The sequence below is a fragment of the Psychrobacter sp. JCM 18901 genome, assembly GCF_000586435.1.
Taxonomy (GTDB): Bacteria; Pseudomonadota; Gammaproteobacteria; order Pseudomonadales; family Moraxellaceae; genus Psychrobacter.
On record NZ_BAWH01000012.1, the window covers coordinates 38,028 to 58,901 of the forward strand.

The 20,874-nt window shown below is 42.1% G+C and carries 11 protein-coding genes and 6 pseudogenes; 3 read left to right on the plus strand and 14 right to left on the minus strand.

Features of this window, described 5'->3' with window-relative positions; genetic code table 11:
* Positions 1–47: 47 nt before the first annotated feature.
* From TT11_RS09900 to TT11_RS09910, 3 genes are all read right to left on the minus strand, one after another.
* Positions 48–908 carry an SPFH domain-containing protein gene (locus TT11_RS09900; protein WP_057762202.1) on the minus strand — a complete coding sequence of 287 codons (861 nt, stop codon included), beginning with the start codon at positions 906–908 and terminating at the stop codon, positions 48–50.
* Between the two features lie 16 nt (positions 909–924).
* Complete coding sequence (locus TT11_RS09905; RefSeq protein WP_261870284.1) at positions 925–1,404, minus strand: NfeD family protein; 480 nt, start codon at positions 1,402–1,404, stop codon at positions 925–927.
* A gap of 229 nt (positions 1,405–1,633) precedes the next feature.
* Complete coding sequence (locus TT11_RS09910; protein ID WP_261870327.1) at positions 1,634–2,152, minus strand: porin family protein; 519 nt, start codon at positions 2,150–2,152, stop codon at positions 1,634–1,636.
* Positions 2,153–2,479: 327 nt separating this feature from the next.
* Here TT11_RS09910 and TT11_RS09915 point away from each other — a divergent pair, with 327 nt between their 5' ends.
* Together TT11_RS09915 and TT11_RS09920 are read left to right on the plus strand one after the other, a co-directional pair.
* Positions 2,480–3,712, plus strand: a complete 1,233-nt coding sequence (locus TT11_RS09915; RefSeq protein WP_261870286.1) for an 8-amino-7-oxononanoate synthase — start codon at positions 2,480–2,482, stop codon at positions 3,710–3,712.
* 70 nt (positions 3,713–3,782) lie between these two features.
* Positions 3,783–4,592 (plus strand): methyltransferase domain-containing protein, encoded by an 810-nt coding sequence (locus tag TT11_RS09920; RefSeq protein ID WP_261870287.1) that lies wholly within the window; start codon positions 3,783–3,785, stop codon positions 4,590–4,592.
* Positions 4,593–4,710: 118 nt separating this feature from the next.
* On the opposite strand, the pseudogene dnaK reads toward TT11_RS09920, so the two are convergent.
* Positions 4,711–6,653, minus strand: a pseudogene (gene dnaK, locus TT11_RS09925) (molecular chaperone DnaK).
* Between the two features lie 183 nt (positions 6,654–6,836).
* Positions 6,837–7,436 (minus strand): nucleotide exchange factor GrpE, encoded by a 600-nt coding sequence (gene grpE / locus TT11_RS09930; RefSeq protein WP_057762215.1) that lies wholly within the window; start codon positions 7,434–7,436, stop codon positions 6,837–6,839.
* A 486-nt stretch (positions 7,437–7,922) separates the two neighbouring features.
* Between grpE and TT11_RS09935 the strand changes: the two genes are divergently transcribed.
* On the plus strand, positions 7,923–9,284 hold the full coding sequence (locus tag TT11_RS09935) for an alpha/beta hydrolase (protein ID WP_261870289.1): 1,362 nt from the start codon (positions 7,923–7,925) through the stop codon (positions 9,282–9,284).
* A 52-nt stretch (positions 9,285–9,336) separates the two neighbouring features.
* On the opposite strand, the gene TT11_RS09940 is transcribed toward TT11_RS09935, so the two are convergent.
* From TT11_RS09940 to fmt, 9 genes and pseudogenes are all read right to left on the minus strand, one after another.
* Complete coding sequence (locus TT11_RS09940) at positions 9,337–10,392, minus strand: metallophosphoesterase (protein ID WP_261870291.1); 1,056 nt, start codon at positions 10,390–10,392, stop codon at positions 9,337–9,339.
* 163 nt (positions 10,393–10,555) lie between these two features.
* On the minus strand, positions 10,556–10,666 hold the full coding sequence (locus TT11_RS09945) for a DUF1731 domain-containing protein (RefSeq protein ID WP_261870293.1): 111 nt from the start codon (positions 10,664–10,666) through the stop codon (positions 10,556–10,558).
* Between the two features lie 11 nt (positions 10,667–10,677).
* A complete protein-coding gene (locus TT11_RS09950; RefSeq protein WP_261870295.1) occupies positions 10,678–11,565 on the minus strand; it encodes a TIGR01777 family oxidoreductase in 888 nt (295 codons plus the stop codon).
* Between the two features lie 1,435 nt (positions 11,566–13,000).
* Positions 13,001–13,614, minus strand: a pseudogene (locus tag TT11_RS09955) (L-threonylcarbamoyladenylate synthase); the annotation flags it as partial.
* 117 nt (positions 13,615–13,731) lie between these two features.
* Positions 13,732–14,983, minus strand: a pseudogene (gene dprA, locus TT11_RS09960) (DNA-processing protein DprA).
* Positions 14,984–15,058: 75 nt separating this feature from the next.
* Positions 15,059–16,045 carry a LysM peptidoglycan-binding domain-containing protein gene (locus tag TT11_RS09965; protein WP_261870296.1) on the minus strand — a complete coding sequence of 329 codons (987 nt, stop codon included), beginning with the start codon at positions 16,043–16,045 and terminating at the stop codon, positions 15,059–15,061.
* Positions 16,046–16,482: 437 nt separating this feature from the next.
* Positions 16,483–17,907 (minus strand): annotated as a pseudogene (gene thrC, locus TT11_RS09970) (threonine synthase).
* A 45-nt stretch (positions 17,908–17,952) separates the two neighbouring features.
* Positions 17,953–19,526: pseudogene (locus TT11_RS09975) on the minus strand (transcription antitermination factor NusB).
* A gap of 65 nt (positions 19,527–19,591) precedes the next feature.
* Positions 19,592–20,661, minus strand: a pseudogene (gene fmt, locus TT11_RS09980) (methionyl-tRNA formyltransferase).
* Between the last annotated feature and the right edge of the window lie 213 nt (positions 20,662–20,874).

Below are 20,874 nucleotides of genomic sequence, written 5' to 3' on the forward strand. Positions count from 1 at the left end.
AAAAAAAAGACCTCAAGCGAGGTCTTTTTTAATATTGCTATGACTTTTTACACTTTTAATTTATCACCGACCATACCTTTTACAGTGCTTAAGATATCTGCTGGTAATACCACCATTTTGGAGTTATCAGATTCAGCCAACTCTCGTATCGCTTTGATATACTGTTCACCCAGCAAGTATACGATCGGCATCTCTTCCTCGCCCATCGCACTAGTAATCAAACGAATCGACTCTTCAGAACCTCTGGCTAGTACCACCTGCGCTTCAGCATCACGGCGTGAAGCTTCCAAGCGACCATCCGCTTCTAAGATAGCAGCTTGCTTTTGACCATCAGCACGGGTCACGGTCGCACGGCGCAAACGTTCTGCTGCTGCCTGCTCTTCCATGGATGCTTGCATGGTCTGCGAAGGATTAATATCTTGAATCTCTACTGTCTTAAGGGTAATACCCCAATCCGCAATATCTTCTGAAATTGCATGTTTTAGCTTGGTTTTGATCTCGTCGCGACTAGACAATGCGCTATCAAGATCCATCTCACCAATGATCGAACGTAGCGATGTTTGCACCAGATTACGGATACCGTATTCATAATCTTCAATACCATAGACCGCTTTATCAGGACGCACGATATTAATATAAGCGACAGCGTTTGCAATGATAACGACGTTGTCACGAGTAATGACTTCTTGTGACGGAATATCGAGTACGATGTCTTTGGTCGTTACCTTATAAGCCACATCATCTACATAAGGGATGATGAGGTTGAGTCCAGGCTCTAGCGTTTGGCTATATTTGCCCAGTCTCTGCACTACCCATTTATAACCTTGCGGTACAATACGTACGCCTTTAAACACGGTGAATACCACCAGTGCAATCAATACCACCATGACAATACTAAAGCTTTCCATAACTCATCCCTTATTATTATACCTGCATACTTTTATGCATCGCTGCCTGCGCTTTTGTACTGCTCACAATCAGCTCGTTACCCACGATATCCGTCACTACCACTCTATCGCCGATTGCCACCTGCTCCCCTCTCGTACGGCACATCCATTCAGCCGCACCAACGATAGGAACACTAAATCTAACTGTGCCAGCTTTATCTAGCTGCGGTGACACGATAATCATCCCCACCTCACCGACTATGACACTACCGCCTAGCCCAGCTTTGGTACGATCTACTGACAACGGTTTGATAAACTTGAACCAAGCCAGTAAGAACACAGAAGAGAGCACTAACCAGACGATAATCTGAATAGAAACAGAAATAGGTAGCAGCCATGATAGCGCTGCAACGATGATGGCAGCGGCGCCAAACCACAAACTGGCAAACGTCGGTACAAACATCTCAACAATTAATAATAAGAAGCCTAATACTAACCAATGCCAAGGTTCAATCATCCAAAGTATCTCCATCCTTGCCACCATTCCTATCTTTATCAATCCAGTTTTTAATGTAGCACATTTTTAAGGATAACAACGCTTTAACGATAATGATATATTACTTATTGGATGCTTATAAATTACTAACTTAAAGGCCTTAACATAAATTTTAAGCGAAAAAAAACGACCACTTAAAGTGATCGTTTCTTTATTATAGCTGTTTGCTAAAAGCTTGTTTTCTAAATAATTAGAATTTTAGCTGTGCGCCAACAGTCATAAGGTCTGCATCGCTACCTAGCATGTCGTATTCAGCTTCGACACTGAAATCAGAGTTTACTGCGTAACCAAGACCTACACCACCAGCGATGTTAGTATCGTCGTCTGAGAAATCAGAAGCACCAGCAAAATTAGTATTGTTAGCTTCTACTTCAGTTTTTGCAACACCTAGCTTACCTTTTGCGTATAAGCCGCTGTTTGGGAATGCATAACGGTAAGTACCATAAGCGCCGTATGTTTTAGCATCGATGTCGCCGCCTCTATAGTCAGCATCATCTGAACCTACGTATTCTGCTTCAATACCGAAGTTAGGATCAAAGTTATAACCAGCAGTTACACCGTATGCAGTTGGGTCATCAGCACCATCGATATCTAGATCGAACTGACCAACTTTAGCAGCAACGTATGGCTGACCTGTGTAGCCATTGCCATAGTTAACAGCGGCTTGTGCGCCTACAGAAAGTAAAGAACCAGTTGCTAGTGCAAGTATTGTTTTTTTGTAGAGTTTTCATTATTAGCTCCTTGAAAGAAATTTGGACAAACAAGTTATTTATTTATATTGGCCTTGTGGCCCTATCGCCTTGTCTGCTAACGATGAATACATAGTAACAAACTATTTCAGACACTCTGTCAGTGTTTAATGGTACGAAAGTTAAGATTTGAAAGCGTTTATCAGTGTGTGGGTTACAAAGGCTTAGATATGAAACCTTTTGTTACATCCACTCAGTTTATGCAATAATCCGTACTCATTTCACAGTTTTCTTGCTAGATAGATCGGCTAAATATGGCTGATATAACAATAATTAGAGAGAAAAAAATGCAAAATTCTATCACTGAGCGCTTACAAACTGCACTTGCAGACTTAAAAGCAAAGCAGCAGTACCGCCAATTACCAAACTTGCAGCACGATGGAAGATATGTGATTAGCAATAGTAAAGCTCTGCTTAATATTGCGAGTAATGATTATCTTGGCTTAGGCGGCGATACTGAGCTACAAGCTGAATTTCTAGCTCAAGTGGGACAGCTATCTACTACACACACTCCTAAAATGAGTGCCACTTCCTCACGCCTACTGACAGGCAACGATATACAGTTAGAAGCTCTAGAAGAGGAACTGCAAAGCTGGTATCAAAGCGCCATAGAAAAACAGAGTTTAACCGATTCAAAGTCAGTGTTGATCTTAAACAGTGGCTATCACGCCAACCTAGGTATCTTGCCAGCATTGACAGCTTTACCAGTCAAAACACTCATTTTGGCTGACAAGCTAGTACATGCCAGCATTATCGATGGTATGCGCCTGAGCCAAAGCAAACTTGTTACCTATCGTCGTTACCGTCATAACGATTACGAGCATTTAGCCAAATTTATTGAACAAGCAGACGAGACGGTTGAACGCATCATTATTGTCACCGAGAGTATATTTAGTATGGATGGTGACCGTGCTGACTTACTTCAGTTAATACAACTCAAATCCAGAGATGCTCGTATTGAGCTGTATGTCGATGAAGCACATGCTGTTGGAGTGCTTGGCGATACAGGTCTAGGGTTGGCGGAAGAAACGCATACTTTGGCCGATATTGACTACTTGGTGGGTACCTTTGGTAAAGCATTTGCTTCGATGGGTGCTTATATAATGTGTGATGAAGTCGTCAAACAATGGCTAATTAATGCCATGCGTCCGCTGATTTTTAGTACCGCACTCCCTCCGATAAACCATGCATGGACACGATTTATTTTAGCAAAAATGCCGACCTTAACTGACCAACGTGTGCATCTAGCACAGTTATCTACCACGCTTAGTCAAGCCATTGACCCACGGCACCGTGTATCGCCAACCTTGCAAGAGATACATTACCAATCCCCTATCGTTCCTTATATATTGGGCGATAATGCGAGTACCCTTGCCAAAGCACAACAGCTACAAGCCGCTGGTTTTTATGCATTACCTATCAGGCCGCCTACTGTGCCTACTAATACTGCTCGCATTCGCTTAGTTATGAATGCCAAACTGACTAACGAAGACTGCGAGCGACTAATACAGCAGTTGTAATTTTATCGTTTGATACAGAATTTACTCCTAATATTGATAGATAACTGGCGTACTTGGATATAATGAAGCTATGACAACACTCGACACAGCCGATGATCTTAGTGTTAGAAAACAAACCATCGCTCGCCACTTTGCCAATGCAAGCGACTATGATCAGCATGCCAATATTCAGCAGACCGTTTGTCAGTATTTATTAGACAGTATTGCTCATACCAAGCAAAGCAGTGTGTTAGAAGTGGGTGCCGGTACAGGTCAAATGACGCGCCTACTCGCTGATCATATCCAAGGCCAGTACTGGCTCATTAATGAGTTATGTACTGAGCAGACTGCTACATTGCAATCAATACTGCCAACTGCTGAGATCATTATCGGTGATGCTGAAACCATAGATTTAGCAGAAAATCATAGCTTAATAGTCAGTGCTAATGCCGTGCAATGGTTTGATAGTCCGTTGAGTTTCGTCACGCAATCAGCGCAGCGTTTACAATCTGGAGGCCAGCTAGTCTTTAGTACTTTTACGCCAAATAACTTTTTGCAAATTAAGACTCTCACGGGTCAAGGACTTTACTATCCAGATATTAATGAATGGCAATTGGCATTAGATAGTGCTGGCTTTGAGAATATCAAACTCTCAATTCAGCGCTTTGATTTACCATTTCCAACCCCCTACGCTATCTTGAAGCATATGAAACTCACTGGCGTATCGACCAATCAAACGCAAATACAATCAGACGATACTCAAACCTTTATATGGACAAAATCCCGTCTACAGCAATTTGAGTCAGACTATTGGCAACATTTTTCAAGAAAGGATGAAACAGGACAGCTCGTGGTTAATTTAACCTATGAAGTTCTCATAGTAAGCGCGTTTAAACCATAAGCACGCATCTTATCAAGAAAAACAATAGCTAGCAGAAACAGTAGCCGATAGGAAAAACAGCCATAAAAAAAACGCACCCCAAAGGATGCGTTTTTAATTTAACTAGTTAATAGCCGTATTATTTTTTGTCTTCGTCTACTTCAGTGAACTCAGCATCAACGACGTCGTCATCAGCTTTGTTGCTACCAGCATCGTCTGCACCTTGTTGGAACTGGCTAGGATCCATACCTTCTGCACCAGCGCCGCTATCAGCATAGATTTTTTTGGCTGATTGGCAAGAATGCATTGTCTAATGCTTCAAGCTTAGCTTTGATTTCATCATGGTCATCTTCTTTCGCTGCTGCTTCAAGCTCAGTGATCGCAGATTCTACTGTTGATTTTTCTTCATCAGTGACTTTATCTTCTGCTTCTTTTAGCGCTTTTTGTACAGCATGAATACGACCATCTGCTTCGTTACGAACTTGCGCTAGGTTAGCGAATTTCTCATCTTCAGCAGCATTGGCTTCTGCATCGCGAACCATTTGTTCGACTTCTTCGTCCGACAAACCAGAATCCGCTTTGATTTGGATACTTTGTGCTTTACCAGTACCTTTATCGGTTGCAGAGATGTTCATGATACCATCAGCATTGATGTCAAAAGACACTTCGATTTGTGGCAGACCACGTGGTGCTGGTGGGATATCCGTCAAGTCAAAACGACCAAGCATTTTGTTTTGGTTAGCGATTTTACGCTCACCTTGATATACCTGAATCGTTACTGCTGGTTGGTTATCTTCAGCTGTTGAGAATACCTGTGATTTCTTAGTAGGAATCATGGTGTTCTTCTCGATAACTGGCGTCATGACACCGCCCATAGTTTCGATACCTAGAGTCAATGGCGTTACATCAAGTAGCAATACGTCAGTTTTGTCACCAGACAATACGGCACCTTGAATCGCTGCACCAGCTGCAACTGCTTCATCAGGGTTCACGTCTTTACGTGGCTCTTGACCGAAGAAGTCTTGTACTTTTTGCTGTACTAGTGGCATACGAGTCTGACCACCAACCAAGATTACATCGTTGATGTCGCCAATTTTTAGGCCAGCATCTTCAAGTGCAGTCTTACAAGGACCCATTGTACGTTGTACTAATTCTTCAGTTAGGCTCTCTAGTTTCGAGCGGCTGATAGTAACAACCAAATGCTTAGGACCACTGCTATCAGCAGTGATATATGGCAAGTTTACTTCAGTGCTTTGTGCACTTGATAGCTCAATCTTCGCTTTTTCTGCCGCTTCTTTTAGACGCTGCATCGCAAGAGAGTCACCTTTTAGGTTAACGTCTTGCTCTTTTTTTGAATTCAGCAACTAAGAAATCAATCAATGCTGAGTCAAAGTCTTCACCACCTAGAAAAGTATCACCGTTGGTCGCTAGTACTTCGAACTGTTGCTCGCCGTCTACGTCTGCGATTTCGATGATTGAGATATCGAAAGTACCACCGCCCAAGTCATATACAGCAACAGTGCTATCGCCTTGCTTCTTGTCCATACCATAAGCAAGTGCAGCAGCAGTTGGCTCATTGATGATACGTTTTACATCAAGACCAGCGATTTTACCCGCATCTTTAGTTGCTTGACGCTGTGAATCATTGAAGTAAGCAGGTACAGTTACAACTGCTTCAGTCACGCTCTCACCAAGATAGTCTTCTGCTGTTTTCTTCATTTTTTTCAAGATTTCAGCAGAAACCTGTGGTGGCGCAAGCTTTTTACCGTTGATTTCTACCCATGCATCGCCGTTGTCTGCTTTAGCGATTTTGTAAGGAACCATGCCGATATCTTTTTGCACGACTTTGTCATCAAAACGACGACCGATCAAACGCTTAATCGCAAACAAAGTGTTGCTTGGATTAGTTACTGCTTGACGCTTGGCTGACTGACCAACAAGCGTTTCGTCATCTTTATAAGCGACGATCGATGGTGTTGTACGCGTACCTTCAGCATTTTCGATGACTTTAACTTTGTCACCTTCCATTACTGCTACACACGAGTTAGTAGTACCTAAATCAATACCAATTACTTTACCCATAATCAATTGCTCCTAATTTGTTTTTAACTATAAATACTTATTTATCCAGACCGTAGTCGGTCACTTGTTGCTATATATCGGTTTACCCGTCGTATTTTTCAAGGCAATAATCACGCAAAAACTATGTTTCATGTCATTTTTCGTGAAAAACCTTCATATTAGTAGGGTTTAGCCCTAAAAATATTACTGACCAACACGAACCATGGCCGGACGCAATAGACGACCGTTTAGGCTATAGCCTTTTTGTAAGACCGTACCAACTGTATCTGCCGCTGCTTCTGGATCAATACCCACTGCTTCATGGAAGTCAGCGTTAAATTTTTCGCCTTGTGGATCGACCACTTCTACGCCGTTTTTGGTCAATACCGCAACCAATGCTTTGTGCGTTAATTGCACACCCTCAGCGACTGGATCATTGGCATCGGCATTTTCGATAGCGCGCTCTAAGTTGTCAACGATGTCTAACAATTCTTTAGCAAATTTCTGTAGTGCAAACTTTTTGCTCTTATCCGCTTCTTGCTCCATGCGTTTTTGCGCATTGTAAGCTTCAGCATTAGCACGTGCAGTACCTTCTTTGGCTTGTTTTACTTCGCCTTCTAGCTCAGCAATACGCGCTTTGAAAGTATCAAGGTTGATTTCGTTTTCGATAGTCGTTTCTTCACCTGAATTATTCTGTGGATCAAACTCTTTCATGGTTTCTTCTAAGATACTGTCATTGTGATCAATATTCTCATGTGCCACATTTTGGTCAAGATTTTCGTGGTTCGGGTTTTGCTCGCTCATGATAGCTCCTTGGAATTTCAATAATGAAGATTAAGAGACAGCACAGTAGACCGAATAATTATTGATCCTACTATGCCATTATTAAATACTCGATGTTTCTAACTCATTGTTTTTTTAATACGCTTCAATAGCTGCTTGATAAAGGTGATAAGGACAAATTTCAAGCCTAGAGCAAAGGAATTTTTACCATTTATGACAAATATTCGTGAAGTGTCATTAATACGATGCGTCAAACATTTTTGTTCCATGTCAATAAATCTCAATATTTACTCACAAAAAGAACAAAAAAACCGCTATTTATTCCCATTGCTTTACGCTTATTAATCAAGCTATTACCAAACGATACGCTATTACTCTGCTGTCTATTTTATCATTGCTATAAATATTATCGCCCACACTCAAATGCACGCTAAAAATCATTTATGAGAGCTGTTATGTCTAATTCAAAAAAATTTATCTATCAATACTTTGCTTAATAAAGCATTGATGACATTACATCTAGCGTCAAAAGAACATCCAGCGTCAAAAGAGCTATCGAACCAAGATGTAGAAGCGTATGACTCATTAGAAAAACGTCTGAGCGTTAAAGAGAAAATACTCGCTTATAACCCTGTGGCAAACTACCAGCCGCACACATTGCACTACGCAATGAAAAGTCTCGGCTACTTACCAGACCCTATTTTAGAAGGGGTGATTGGTTACCTTAAAGGTCCCAACTCAAAACAGTATCTGCATGCAAACGCTCACCTGCGTCTTATCCTTGCAGTAAATAGCTACCTCAAAACACCGTTAGAACTAACTCCCATGCCGGAATTGCGTGAGAGATTTACTGCTGATGCGGTAGCCATGCAATCACCTAGAGTATGGCAACAAGCCAATACGACTATGCTAAGTAATATAAAGCCCTTCACTAAAAAAAGTGATTCACCTGTTAGCTGGAAAGATGAAACGATTGCCAATGCTGATGATGGCGACATGACTGTCCGTTGTTATAAAGCAGGCGGCAAAAAATCTAGTTTTAGAAGAAAACGTATCCATAATCCCGATGAAACAGTCATGCTGTTCTTTCATGGTGGCGGGTTCTGCATTGGTGATGTCGATACACATCATGAATTCTGTCATGCGGTCTGTGAGCAGACTGGTTGGTCTGTGGTTAGTGTCGATTATCGCTTAGCGCCTGAATGTCCTGCTCCCGCAGCCTTAAAAGACTGTATCACTGCGTATGCTTGGTTAGTTGATCACTGTCACACATTGGGCGCGTTACCTTCTCGTATAGTCTTGGCAGGTGATAGCGCAGGTGGTGGTCTATCAACTTTAATTGCGCAGCAGCTGACCGCACCGAGCAAAAGCGCATGGGCAGACTTAGGGATAGATGGACAGAAAATGTTTAATCTATTAGAAAAACTACCCGAACCTCTAGCGCAGATGCCTTTGTATCCAGTCACTGATATTGAGACAGATTATCCAAGTTGGGAGCTATATGGTGAGGGTCTACTATTAGATCATGCTGATGTAGCAGTATTTGATGCTGCTTGCCTAGAGAATAGCCCACTGCCTCGCCTACATATATTGAACTCACCTATGCTCGGTGATAATAGTAAAGTTTGCCCAACTTACATCGTAGCTTCCGAGCTCGATGTATTACGTGATGAGGCATTTGCTTATGCAAAGCAGCTGAGAGGTTACGGCGTTGCGACAAAGACCTATACTGTGCTTGGTGCACCGCATGGCTTTATTCACTTTATGAGTGTTCACCAAGGTCTTGGACAAGAGACAAACAATATCATTCATGGGTTTAGTAGCTTTGTACGTGAGATCATCAGTACCCAATCCCAGTTAGCTGCATAGACCGTTAGTTAGTTAGTTAGTTAGCCAGCTAATTATTGATTTGTATAACTAACTAATTTGTATTGCCAGATAGTGTAATTAACCAAATTTCTGAGCGCGAGCCCAATCGAAAGGGAATGCCCCAAAAACCATAACCAGAGGATACGACGAAGTGTCCTTTACCCATCTGCTCATAGCCATAGCCCAATCTATTAATAGCATTCACGATGAAATTAGCGGGGAATACTTGACCGTTGTGAGTATGTCCCGAGACTTGTAAATCTATAGGTAATTGACTGTGATTATCTATATCACTCGGTCTATGATCTAACAATATCACTGGCTGCGACGTATCTACTTGCGCAAGCAGAACAGTAGTCGCTACACGTTGACGTTTATGGTTATCAAAACGTCCAACTAGCCATACTGGTTGACCCTCGTGCTCGATACAGAGCACCTCATCGTTTAACAACTGTATACCTGCATTTTGCAGCGCTTCGCTAATAGGTCGCTCATGACCATACAAATCATGATTACCCAATGTCGCATAGACACCACGTGGTAGACTACTGCACAATTCTGCTAAGTTCTGCTCCATATGATAATCATTAAAGGCATCTGTATTATCATCCATGATATCCCCTGGCATCAGCAGCATATCTGCACCAGAGCGAATCATAAGTTGATGCAATCTATCTATAGCTTTTACACCAAATAATCGCCCTATGTGCAAGTCACTAGCGACTGCAATGCGTAATGGCTTGGTCAAAGGCTTATCTATATTAATAGTCAGCTTGCGTATGACAGGCGCATAGGCGCTATATACTGAATGAATAAATAGTCCTATAAATAGGAATAGCGCTAGTACTCTTAGCCCTATAGCCATCTCATTCGATTGGTGCAACGTACTGTCTGATAAAGAAATTACTAGTAGATACCCTCCGTAGAGTAGACTCACTGCCAACGCCGTCAGTATCATAAAATGCATGATCAGCATCCAGCCACTAACCCAGCGATAACTGTTGGCAAATGCTCTTTTTACGCTCAATGCTAATAGGCCATTAGTAATAATAAATACACTCGCCCATATCATTGTCTGTAATGCTGGCGTCATCCAAGCTGGAGCCACCACTGTATACTTAATACTGTACCTAAGCTAAATAACTGTAATAGCAGAAAGATAGTGAAGAAAAATGCGTAACGCATGGACTGCCCTTAGACATAAATACGGTTAGATAAGCGATTATCAGAAAACAAGTTCCAATGTTTCACATGAAACATCTGTAATACAGCTACTTTTGGTTTTCTAATGCTTGCTGCAGAGTTGAGTGTTTAAACGAATAACCTGTATCCAATAGCGCTTGTGGCAGCACCTTTTGACCATCGATAAGCAGTGTCGACATTTCGCCGAACATCAGCTTGAGCAAAAACTCTGGTAAAGTAAAAAACGTGGGGCGATGTAGCCATGAGCAAGTGCTTTGGTAAAAGTATGATTGGTCACAGGATTCGGAGCAGTAAGGTTATATACGACTGCATCTCTATTATTTACGGTACTGTTTGCAGTCTTGATAGTACTGTCACTAATAGGTGTATTATCTTGGGCTAAGCTATTGAGGTGATTGACATCTGAGTCGCTAGTAAGTTTAAGCTGCTGCTCGATAATAAAGATGACTGCATTGACCCAATCTTCACGGCTGATCCAGCTCATTACTTGTTGTCCATCACCCAACTGCCCTCCGACACCAAATTTAAATGGTAGCAACAATTTAGCCACCATTCCGCCTTCAGGGTGAATAACCACACCTGTTCTGACAATAGCTACAGGAACAGCATGGTTGGTTGCTTTAAGTGCTAGTTGTTCCCATTCATCACATAATGTATGAGCAAAATCCGTCTCATAATCGCTATTTTCAGTCAGTGGCTTGTCGCCCTGCGTGCCATACCAACCGATTGCTGAGCCGCTTACCAGTAACTTGGGTTTTATACTAGCACGTGCGATAAAATCCAATATTGACTGAGTAGGTTTGATACGGCTCGCCATCAACTGTTCTTTTCGCTCATCGCTCCAACGAGAGTCAGCAATCCCAGCACCTGCCAAATTCAATATGACATCAAAGCTCATATCAGAATTCGCAAGTTCATCATAAGTAATCATATTGATATCATCGGGATGTGGTTGACTGCTATCACGAGTTAGCCAAGTAATCGTTACGTCGTTATTTTTCGCGCGAGACCGTGCCATTAGCTCTCGACTAAAAGCACTTCCCAAAAACCCTGAACCGCCACTAATCAAAACATTCATACCCTACTCCCTATATGCCTCAAATATCACCACTATGACTTATCTTTGAGTTACTTATTGCTGAAGTACTTATCGTTCAATAAAAACTAGACTGTTATAACCATCGTCTACTTTTTTTGTGGTTTTTATCAAAACGACTTTTACATGCTTTTGGTAAAGGAAGGTGAGGAATGAAAGGTTTACGAGGTCAAACATTGCACTTTGATAATTACTGTCAAAGATAGAAGTTTTTTTTATTAAAAAAAGTATCTTAATTTTTTTGGCTAATATTGCAGACTTTGTTTAGGTTTAGGTAATGCGGACATACCCACAATCAAAGCACTTATACCTCCTACTAAGCTAATCGCCAACCATGTACGAGCATCTTGACCAATAAAAAAATGTGGCATTAATAGAAAAACCAACAAAAAAAACTCTTACCCACCATCTTTTGGACTTATATGTTTGTTTGGAAGCAAGCCATATACCGCACAATAGTGTAGGCATTCCAATAAGAAATACACCTGCAATAAGGTAAAAAGGTATGGCTACAGCGTATGCCAGACCTATATCCTTATTCCACATTATCAGCGATACTAAAATAGGGAATAAGATCAACTGATATAGCGTACCTAAAGTTAAAAATAAAAATATCACCATTTTTTTTGGATAGTGGCTGTTGTTATCTAACATTAGTTTTAACTCATAAGTTGGTCAATTTGTGAATGGAAATAATATAGCTGTTATAACCCGTTTCGAACTTTCTTGACCATCCAAACGCATCATAATATTTCAGAAATAGTTTGATCAGCTCTTTATTTAATGGCTCAGCCTACGTCTTCAACATTTTCTTTTAATACTGGTAAAGCTGACATACCTGCTAATACGGCACTTACTCCTCCAGTTAACTGATAGAGAACCATATCACCAAACCAAATTTAGAAAATATAAACCAAACAAAAAAATAAAGCATTAATAAGAACTCCCATAAAAAAACGTTCTTATCCACCACCCATCTTGTATGTATATTTCTTTATACGAATGCCACTTTCCCATCATTAATGTAGTTGGCATCGCAAACAAGCCACCTGCAATAAGATAAACTGGAAAAAAACAGTATGAACAATAGACCTATGCTGTTATCTGAGCTAAGAAGTGTCGCTATCCATGGAAAGATAATGAGCTCATACAGCGCACCTACGAATAAAAATAACTTAGTAACCTTCATTTTTGGATATTCAGCCAAACTTTCGTTCAAACTATGACTTGGCTGATTTAATTTATTTTTCATATGACCGCCTAAATCCTATTCAGGGCTACCGTCAGTATGTGATAAACAGTATTTGTGCCAGAACTACTGTAAAAATGTAGCTCATACAATAGAAAACATGTTGAGTAAGGCAAACAGGTAGCAAAAAAAACGTCTACATCTTTCTTGTCCACTAACGAATAACCAACCTGTCGTTGCGTCACGAATCTGGCTAGGTAAGGTATAACCTAAAGTATCACCCTGCAAATAACCAATTTGCTCTTCGAAATAAGCATAGGCGGCTTCAAAGGTGCTAGCAGGCGTTTGTCCTGATCGGTTGCAGCTTGTAGAAACCAATAGACCAAATGGATTCTGCTCACTGACCATCTGCTGGCAAAGCTGACGAACTGTAGGATGCGAGATAACTCGAACAGCAATAGTCTGATGCTGACCGGTAATCCAAGTGGCACAGTGCTTGCAAGCGGCTGAGGAATCGGTAATAACCAAGTATGTGCTTGGCGATTGTGCTGTTCATCTCTACTATCGTCTGTCTGCCAGCTATCAATAACCTGCTGGCGCTGAACATCATCTAAAGAGGCTAGTAAGGGGGGTAAGCGAGACACACTATCAGTAACGACTATCATGCCTTTGGCTTGTGGACGTTGTTTGATATCCAAGATACGCTGAACAGCTGCTTGGTCATAAGGGTCGCAACCAATACCCCAAACGCTTTCTGTAGGATACGCGAGCAGTTGCCCTTCTTTTAGCCACTTAGCAGCTTGGATAGCAGAATCAGTAATAAGAGGTGTAGGTTGGCTCATGACTTAAATGGTTCGTAGAAGTAAATTCTAATAATACCACAAGAGGGATATTGTCTAGGAGAGTCTATAATTAAGTGCTATCTATGCCAGTGTCTAATACGGAACATTTACGATACTTTACACGCGTAAATATCGTCCACCTTGTTCGCTGATAAGACCCATTAACTCAAGCTCCATTAGCTGTCCGATCAACTGCGGCGGTGTAAGCTTGGTTGCACTAATAAGCGCATCTAAATCTTGCCCATGCCAGTCAAGCTGCTTATAGATTGCAGTTAAATGCTCAGGCACAACGACTGTACTGCGCGCAGGCTTTATTTCAGAAGATGGTTGCTGGCTAGTAGATTTGATTGAGTTTTTTTCTATCTCAAACGCATCGGAAGTCTGAGTGATATTCGAGTGATTACTATTAGAGTTGGTAGCGTTCGCTGTTCTATAAGCGCCTTTATCATAATCAAGCTGACCATTGACGTCTTCTAGTACTTGCTGCGGATGATAAATCAAGGTCGCACCTTCACGTATCAAATGATGGCAACCCTCTGCATTACTATTATCAATATGACTGGGAATAGCAAAGACCTGTTTACCTTGTTCAGACGTGAGACGTGCTGTTATAAGCGAGCCGCTTTTGATGGTCGCTTCCGTTACAATGGTCGCGAGACTCAGCCCAGCTACCAAACGATTGCGACGCGGAAAAGTATGTTTATGTGGCTGCGTATGCGGTAGTAGCTCACTAATAATGCAGCCACCTTGCTCGATAATTTGAGTAAATAACTGATCTCGATGATTGGGATAGTTCACATCGATCCCTGTACCCATGACACCAACCGTCCGTCCCTGATAGTCAGGGTCTGCTTGTGCTAGCGCGCCTAAATGTGCGCGTTTATCTACACCCATAGCCAGACCGCTAGTCACGATATAACCTGCTTGCGCTAAGTACTGTGCCATATCAAACGTGATTTTTTTGCGCATGCGCGGTGGGTTTGCGGCTACCTACTATAGCGATTTGTGCTTGATGTAGGCGCGCGCTATTCCCACGATAAAACAATAATGGCGGCGGGTCGTATATTTGTGAGAGTTGAGCAGGATAATCGGCGTCATCAGCGAATAGCAAACCATAGCGCCCCTCTATCAATGCTTGCTGAATCTTATCGATATTGGCGAGTGTTTGCTCTGGCTGATCATGACGTTTGAGATGGGTGTGGTGAATACCGAGCTGCTTCCATGCCTCTACTTTGGCTTGCCAAGCAAGCTGCGGATAACCGAAAGAAGTGATCAATTTGTGATAAGCAGATAATGATGCATTCACCTCGTACCACAGCGCTAGGATAGCGCGCTGATCGTCGGATAAAGAAGAGGTGACTGCCGTCATTGTCATCTGTCTCGTATAGGCAAACTTAGATTAGTATTTAGTTTAATATATTGCTTAATAGAGCCTTATAGCTATTTATAAATAAGGGGGTGGTAACAGCTGATCGCCAATATTAAGTGGTAACTCAGAGTCAAGTACGTAAGCATAACTGATGTGGTCAAAGCTATTAAAAACCATCACCATACCACTTGGCTCATTTGGTAGACGTACAGGCGTGTCGTTGTCTTTAGTATCACGTACCAAAGGCCCTTTTTGATAAACCGTCAGCACATCACCTGGTTTAGCACCTTGTAAGCTACCCAAATTGATGGCAACCACACTACCCTTCGCAGCCGAGCTGATAGAGTCCATCACACGTACGATCATACCACCGCGACTGACACTTGCAGGCGTTGGATAAAAGACAGGAGGAATAGCGTTATCTAACTCTACGAATACGCGATCCCCTTCACGCACTTCTTTGCCATAGCTATCGATAAGCTGCAAGCTAGTCACACCATTGCTTTCTGTAGAAGTTGCTAGTCCTGTCGCTACCTGCGTAACTTCTAAGCCGATCACTTCTTGCGTTTTGGGGTCTACATATAGCTCACCCTCACGGTAAACGCCGTAACGCTGGCCTACGATAAGCGGTACGCCTTTAGCATAGACCTTATCACCGCGCGCAGTAATTAAGTTACGGTTTTTAGAAGCTAAAATATAAGGTGTGGTATTAAAGTCTTGAGGATTCACGATAAGCGTTTTATCAAGCCAATGCTGAATAGCTGACCACGGAATAGGAGGAATACTATTGGCCGTCGAGGTAATCGCGACCGTACTCGTACTTACATTTCCAGTAAGTTGCTTTTCAACGCCAGCACAGCCTTCACCAGTATCAACGCCAATCAGTGTTTTTCCTTGAATCACACAAAGGATAAGAACGTCATTAGGGTAAATAAGGTTTGGATTTTTGATTTGCTTATTGGTTGCCCAAATTTCTTTCCAGCGCCATGGGCTGTCTAGGTAGCGACCTGAGATATCCCATAAGGTATCGCCTTTTTTTGACGATATAACGATTGGGCGCATCAGCTTTGATAGTTGGCGGCGGATTGTTAGCTTGAGCCGTGCTCATCAACATGGCACTACTAAACGTCGTCATTAACAGTGCTTTTGCTATCTTTTTTAAGCTCATCTTCATCGTTATATCCACAATATGTACCACTGTGATCGACACAAAGAACCGTACTTAATTTATCACTGCAAAAACCTCTAAGATTAATAAAAGTTTAATTATATCAGTAACTTGTTAATAAAATTCTCATGGCGATTATAGGGTAACTGTTCAGTGTAATTGGCTAGAATAATTCCTAAAAAAGCGCCTAGCACAATGATGACTTGCTGACGCCGTTTCTAATATTACAATTATATCTACCATAACACAATCATAAACACTTTATTACAATGGTGTAACTTTTACGTGGATATTTTTCCTTGCTGATGATAACCCTAAAGACCGTAGTTACTTAAGCAGGATTCGGTGCGACATGTTGGCGGATTTGTTCAGCAACCAGTTCAGCCTTGTTATCCAGTACCACTACGTGCTGTGATAAATCTTCTAACCCTTCAGTATGCGCTGGACGAGCGATATCTATCTGACCAATAGCTTCAACAATAGTGTCCGCAAACTTAACGGGTAATGCTGTCTCTGCACAAACGATGATTTCGCCATCCAGCTGTAGCTCTTTAGCGACTTTAATGCCGTCTGCAGTATGTGGATCAACCAATTCACTATGCTGTTCATAGAGCGCTTTGATAGTCTGCAAGCGGTCGCTATGAGTAGATTTACCAGCAGCAAATCCATAACGCGTATTAACCGCTTCCATCAAGTCAGATAAGTCAAAGCCCCGACCTGATTTTACGCCGTCAAATAACTCATGAACACGTGCGCTGTCTTTTTCTAATAGTAAATAAACAAAACGCTCAAAGTTAGATGCCTTTGAAATATCCATCGACGGACTAGAGGTAACATAAGTTTTTTCAGTTGGACGTGGCTGATAAGCGCCTTGATTAAAGAAGTCATTCAAAACGTCATTTTCATTGGTTGCAACAATCAGACGGTCAATTGGTAATCCCATTTCGCGGGCAATGTGTCCAGCACAGATATTACCGAAGTTGCCTGATGGTACGCTAAAGCTGACTTTTTTTTATCGTTACTCGTCGTGACCGCAAAGTAAGCTTTAAAGTAGTAAACAATCTGCGCTAGGATACGACCCCAGTTGATAGAGTTTACCGTGCCTAAATTATAAGCTGCCTTGAACTCAGCATCTTGCTGTAGCGCTTTAACGATGTCCTGACAGTCATCAAACATCCCATTGATAGCGATATTGTGAATATTAGCATCCGTCAAACTATACATCTGCGCACGTTGGAATTCACTCATTTTGCCATGTGGAGATAGCATAAAGACTTCGATATTTTCTTTGCCACGCAATGCATACTCTGCTGCACTACCCGTGTCACCACTGGTTGCACCAATGATCGTAATACGTGCATCTTTTTTTCTTAAGCACATACTCAAAAGCATTGCCCAAAAACTGCATGGCAACATCTTTAAATGCCAATGTCGGACCGTTTGATAATCCTAGAATATATAAGTTATCTTCAAGCTTGCGGACAGGAACAATCTCGTCAGAGCCAAACACATCAGCAGTGTAAGTACGCTCAATGATATCTTGCAAATCAGCCACAGGAATATCAGTGGCAAAACGCTGCATAATAGCCATCGCAAGCTGTGGATAGCTAAGCGTACGCCATTCATCAAGCGTTGCACTATCAATGTTTGGATAATGCTCAGGCAACATCAAACCACCATCTGGGGCAAGACCCATCAAAAGCACATCACTAAAATCCATCGGCGCTGTCTGACCACGGGTACTGATATATTTCATTAGATTGTCCTGTCTACAATAATGTTATTCAATAATTAAAACGGTTTATTCAGCAGTTTTTTGTAGCAATGCATAATAAAAACCATCGCCACTCGCGCTATCGATTGGCAAGCACTGACGACCGATTGCTTGTTCGATACCCCAACTGCAATCGTCAGTAAACTCAATCACTACTGCATCATTATGATGAGTGATAAAGTCCTGCATTTGCTCGACGTTCTCTTGCTTTAAGATAGAACATGTCACATACAACAGATAACCACCAACCTTGAGTTGTGGCCATAGATTATGCAAGATGTCTGCTTGTAGCAGCGCCGTTTGCTCGATGTCTTCTTCAGTACGCAAGATGCTGATATCTGGATGACGGCGAATCACGCCAGTCGCAGTACAAGGAGAATCTAATAATATCGCATCAAATACCGGCTCATTTGTCGCCGCCTTTTTATTCTTGCCATGCTGCCATCTGGTTGCATCTGCACAGACAATATTCAATGCGATGCTGTTATTTGCTTGCTGCAAATCATGCTGACTTAGATTTAAACGCTGTAAATTCTCGCGAATACGCTCGATACGTGGTGCTTCATTATCGATAGCCGTTACCTTGATATCAGTAATCGCAGGTGACGTTTCAGCATCGTCTTGTTTCACGTGAAACAACGATGATTCATCGTTAGCGCTTATAAGCTCTAACCAATGAGCAAGCTTGCCACCAGGTGCCGCACAAGCATCTAGAATATGTATCTCATTATTCGTATTTTCCGTATCAGATTCTTCAGCACTGAGCTTAGCCATTAATGCTTTATTGATAATCGGTGCAGCTAACTGAGCATGCATATCTTGAACGCTAGCTGTTCCTAAAGCAAAATCAGGCAAAGCGTTAACGGCAGTGCTTTGATGTAGTCTAAGACCTTTGGTTGATAGCGTGGTGGAAGTGGCAGACCCTGATGAGTTTGCTACCTTAAAACCAGTCGTTAGCTCAACGATATCTGCATCAATTTCTGCGCCATCCAATGCATGCTGATAATCCTCTACCGAAGTAACCGCCGAATTCACTCGTAAAAACATCGGGGCTGGTTGGCGCAAGCCTTGTGTCAGCTCATCATACTGTTCGCTCCAATCTTGTTTAAGCTGATAAGCGAGCCAATTCGGTAGACTATGCTTTTTATCGCATTTCTTACGGAATTTGCTTGGATTCTTGGCGACTTTACGCAAAATAGCATTCACCAAACCAGTCGAATGAGCGAACTCAATTTCTTTGGCTGCTTCAACGGTTTCATGAATGGCAGCATGGTCAGCCACTTCTAAATATAGCAACTGTACTAAGCCGACTTGAATGGTGGTACGCACTTCAACTTCGTCGACAGGGTTGTCTGCTAAGCTATCGAGCAAACGTGCCAGCGCATGCCATTGACGCAATGTCGTGAGCAGTAATGCATGAGCAAAGCCTTTATCGCCATCGTGCAGACTATTCAGTAACGGATCAAGGAGCTTGAGAGCGACTGACCATTTTGAATAGCCAGTAAGGTACGAATCACACGCACGCGTACGCTGCCATTCATAATAAGATTGCTTGATGGTTTGAGCTTATTGTTTCTAGGCGCAGTACTGTTTTGTCTCATTAAATTTCATTTCCTTGACGTATGATCGATAGCGTCTTGTGCAAGTAGGTTAAATATAAGTAACGTTATTTTGTTTCTGACGTAAATTGATCGCCGTCATTTAATTGGTTGCCATGGCAAACTTGTTCAGCAGTCATCGGCTTACCACCCGCAAACTGTAAATGAGTAATGGCTAAAGTAGTGGCCGACGACTCGGTATCATTATCCTTACCACAAGCGACTAAGATCGCTTTTCGTCCGACACTGATAACCGTTCCAGCAGGTTTATTCGTTTGCTGCGATGTATTTACAGGTAAGCTAGCCAGTACTTTAACGCGCTGCCCTGCTAGGAAAGTATAAGCACCCGGCCATGGTGTCAGCCCACGAATTTGGCGTTCAATAGCGGCAGCAGGCTGCGACCAATCAACTTCGCCTTCGGTTTTGACCAGCTTTTCAGCGTAGTTGGCTTGACTATCATCTTGAGCGATAGCTTGAGCTTGATAAGCAGCTAAGTCTTTTAGCACCGTACTAATAGCTGTCGCACCAAGTGCAGCCATCTTATCATGTAGGCTAGCAGCGGTATCATCAGAGGCAATACTTTCGCTGACTTTATAAAGCATATCACCCGTATCAAGACCTTTGTCCATCTGCATAATAGTAATACCGGTCTCATCGTCTCCGGCCAAGAGTGCACGATGGATAGGTGCAGCACCGCGCCAGCGTGGTAACAGTGAAGCGTGAATATTCAAGCAACCATGAGTAGCGTCTCTAATACACCGATAGGTAGGATCAACCCGTAAGCGGCAACAATCATCACATCTGGTTGATAGGTGCGCAGAGTTTGCCTAGCAGCTAGACCTTCTGCACTAGACTTTTTAAAAGTGACTGGCTGCTCTACAGCGATATCATGTGTCAATGCAACTTCTTTTACCGCAGAGGCTGACAGTTTTTGACCACGACCTGCTTTACGATCGGGCTGGGTGTAAACAGCAACTATCTCTATATTCAGCGCTTCTTGCTGCTTAATTAACGACTCAAGGCTAATAGCAGCAAATTCAGGCGTACCCGCAAATACTACCCTTAATCGGTTAGTAGTTGGGTTATCATGGTCAGTAAGCGAGTTGGATGTATCAAAGGTAGGAGCAGTTGTAGTCATAATCATGCATTATATAAGGTTTATTTGTTCATTATAGGTGAGTTTACGGCGCAGTGCCATGATTGTAATGACCTCAGTTCATGATAACCAATGACATTATTTGCCTTTATAATATCAAGGACATCGAACGTTCTATTTATATTTTTTTACAAAACAATTTGGTGTTAATAACCACTCTCTGTAAACAGTAGCCGTTATTCTGCTATAAATAGA

Coding starts and splice junctions, on each gene's coding strand:
- TT11_RS09900 (WP_057762202.1), bottom strand. CDS start 908: ATGGAAAGCTTTAGTATTGTCATGGTGGTATTGATTGCACTGGTGGTA.
- TT11_RS09905 (WP_261870284.1), bottom strand. CDS start 1,404: ATGATTGAACCTTGGCATTGGTTAGTATTAGGCTTCTTATTATTAATT.
- TT11_RS09915 (WP_261870286.1), top strand. CDS start 2,480: ATGCAAAATTCTATCACTGAGCGCTTACAAACTGCACTTGCAGACTTA.
- TT11_RS09920 (WP_261870287.1), top strand. CDS start 3,783: ATGACAACACTCGACACAGCCGATGATCTTAGTGTTAGAAAACAAACC.
- grpE (WP_057762215.1), bottom strand. CDS start 7,436: ATGAGCGAGCAAAACCCGAACCACGAAAATCTTGACCAAAATGTGGCA.
- TT11_RS09935 (WP_261870289.1), top strand. CDS start 7,923: ATGACATTACATCTAGCGTCAAAAGAACATCCAGCGTCAAAAGAGCTA.
- TT11_RS09945 (WP_261870293.1), bottom strand. CDS start 10,666: ATGTCGACACTGCTTATCGATGGTCAAAAGGTGCTGCCACAAGCGCTA.
- TT11_RS09950 (WP_261870295.1), bottom strand. CDS start 11,565: ATGAATGTTTTGATTAGTGGCGGTTCAGGGTTTTTGGGAAGTGCTTTT.
- TT11_RS09965 (WP_261870296.1), bottom strand. CDS start 16,045: ATGCGCCCAATCGTTATATCGTCAAAAAAAGGCGATACCTTATGGGAT.